Genomic DNA, 2,728 nt, shown 5'->3' on the forward strand with positions numbered 1-2,728 from the left:
GGCGCCGCCAAGCAATCGATTACCAGCGCGCTGATGCAAGGTCCGGAGTCGGCCTTCGACCTGGGCGAAGACGTCGCCAAGGTAATCTATCAACCGATCCTGCGCAGCTACCGCCTGACGGTGGACCAGATGGCGATCCTTGAACCGGGCCTGTCCGAAACCGTTTGCGCCACCTTGCTTTACGCGATGAAGCAGGCCATGGATGAGACCGTGCGTCGCGGCGTGCCCGAAGAAGCCGCGCGCGATTTCCTGCTGGGCCACATGAACATTCTGGGCGCGGTGATCTTCAAGGAAATCCCCGGCGCGTTTTCGGACGCCTGCAACAAAGCAATCCAGAACGGCTTGCCGCGCCTGTTGCGCGACGACTGGCTGAAGGTATTCGAGCACGACGAAATCGCCGAAAGCATCCGCCGTATCACCTGAGCACCTGAGCACCTGCAACCGCAGGCATCCGTGGCGATCGTTGCCACGGATGCACACGATTTTCAGCGAGTACACATCAGCGAGTAAAACATGGAACGCATCTACGCCAGCTATTGGCTGGAAACCGGCGATGATCCCGCCCGCGCCGCCGAGGTCATCGCCGGCGAACAATCGAGCGGCACTTTCGTCGCCTTGCCGACGGAGACGCCCGAACTGAAAGAACGCTCCGGTGCACGTGTCGAGCGCCTCACCATCCTCGGTCACAGCAAACAACCCAGCTTGCCGGGCGGCATGCCTTCGCAGCGCTACACCCAGTGCGAACTGGAGATTTCCTGGCCGCTGGAAAACCTCGGCCCCTCACTGCCCAACCTGATGGCGACCATCGCGGGCAATCTGTTCGAGTTGCGCCAGGTGTCCGGCCTGCGCCTGACCGGTCTGCGTTTGCCGCCGGCGTTCGCCCAGGCTTATCAGGGACCGGCTTTCGGTATCGCCGGCACGCGTCGCCTGACCGGCGTGATGCACGGTCCGCTGATCGGCACCATCATCAAACCGAGCATCGGCCTGTCGGTTGACGAGACCGTACAGCAAGTACGTGAACTGGTCGCCGGCGGCGTTGACTTCATCAAGGATGACGAATTGCAGGCCGATGGCGCACGCTGCCCCTTCGATGAACGCGTGCGCGGCGTGATGCGGGTCATCAACGCGCACGCCGAGCGGACCGGGAAAAAAGTCATGATGGCCTTCAACCTGACCGGCGATCTCGACCAGATGCGCCGGCGCCATGATCTGGTGCTGGCCGAAGGCGGCACCTGCGTGATGGCCAGCCTCAATTCGATCGGCCTGATCGGTTTGCAGGAGCTGCGCCGTCATGCTCAACTGCCGATCCACGCGCATCGCGCCGGCTGGGGTTACCTGACGCGCTGTCCGCAGCTGGGCTGGGACTACGCGCCGTGGCAGATGCTGTGGCGTCTGGCCGGCGCCGATCACATGCACGTCAACGGCCTGCGCAACAAATTCAGCGAACCCGACGACAGCGTCATCGCCGCAGCGCGTTCGGTGCTCAGCCCGGTGATGCCGGAAGCGCCGCTGCCGGCCATGCCGGTATTCAGCTCGGGGCAGACCGGTTTGCAGGCGGCCGACACCTATCGCGCCATCGGTTGCGCGGATCTGATCCATACCGCCGGCGGCGGCATCTTCGGCCATCCGCACGGCGTCTCGGCGGGCGTCGAAGCCTTGCGCGAATCCTGGGTGGCGGCGATGGAGGACGTGCCGCTGGAACGTCATGCCGAACGCCATCCTGCCTTGCAGGCCGCACTCGGTTTCTGGAAATAAGTGCGCTGCTCATGAACACAGACGGAAACGAAAACGCTTTGCCGGCAGGATTGCTGCTGGCGTATTACGGCGACGATTTCACCGGGTCGACCGATGCGATGGAAGTGATGGCGGCCGCAGGTTTGCCTACGGTGCTGTTCCTGCAGACACCCGACCTCGCCATGCTGCAACGTTTTCCGGACGTGCGCTGCATCGGCATCGCCGGTTCCTCGCGCGGCCGCTCGCCGGCATGGATGGATGAGCATCTGCCGCAGGCGTTCTCGCAACTGGCGGCGCTGCGTCCGCCGCTGATGCAATACAAGGTGTGCTCGACGTTCGACTCGTCCGCGACGACCGGCTCCATCGGTCGCGCCATCGATCTGGGCGTAGCGCACATGCCGGGCATATGGTCGCCGATGATAGTCGGCGCGCCGCGGTTAAAACGTTATCAACTGTTCGGCAACCTGTTTGCCGCCGTCCCAAAATACGGCGTCGGCTATCGCCTCGATCGTCATCCGACCATGGCGCGCCATCCAGTCACGCCGATGGCCGAGTCGGATTTACGCCGTCATCTGGCGCTGCAGACGCAACGCCGCATCCAGCTGATGGACATGGTCCAGTTGCGCGATGGCGCGGCAACGGACGCGCAGTACCTGGCGCGTCTCAAGGGCGCGGATACGCCGGTCGTCATGCTGGACGTGCTCGACGAAGAGACGCTGCGCGAAGCCGGTCGGCTGGTGTGGGAGCAGCGCGGCGCGGGCGTGTTCAGCGCATCGTCGTCCGGGCTGCAGTATGCGCTGACGTCGTACTGGCGTTCGCGCGGCTGGATTGCAGAAAAAACTTCCTTGCCGAAAGCCGGGCCGGTCCCTGTCATCGCCGCCGTCAGCGGAAGTTGCTCGCCGGTGACGGCCGGGCAGATCGCCTGGGCGCGTACGCATGGATTTGCAGTGGAACGACTGGACTTGGCGGCGGTGCTCGGCGCGGATGAATTATA

General features: G+C 64.0%; 3 protein-coding genes. All 3 read left to right on the forward strand.

Annotated elements, in window-relative coordinates:
* A partial coding sequence (locus HLUSI_RS0106505) for a phosphogluconate dehydrogenase C-terminal domain-containing protein (RefSeq protein WP_016833220.1) occupies window positions 1-423 on the forward strand: 423 nt, incomplete at its 5' end.
* Window positions 424-513: 90 nt separating this feature from the next.
* Complete coding sequence (locus tag HLUSI_RS0106510) at window positions 514-1,755, forward strand: ribulose-bisphosphate carboxylase large subunit family protein (RefSeq protein ID WP_016833221.1); 1,242 nt, start codon at window positions 514-516, stop codon at window positions 1,753-1,755.
* Between the two features lie 11 nt (window positions 1,756-1,766).
* Window positions 1,767-2,728 (forward strand): four-carbon acid sugar kinase family protein (locus tag HLUSI_RS0106515; RefSeq protein ID WP_016833222.1); only part of this gene is annotated, 962 nt, incomplete at its 3' end.

Origin of the sequence: Herbaspirillum lusitanum P6-12 (genome assembly GCF_000256565.1) — a bacterium.
Classification (GTDB): domain Bacteria; phylum Pseudomonadota; class Gammaproteobacteria; order Burkholderiales; family Burkholderiaceae_D; genus Herbaspirillum; species Herbaspirillum lusitanum.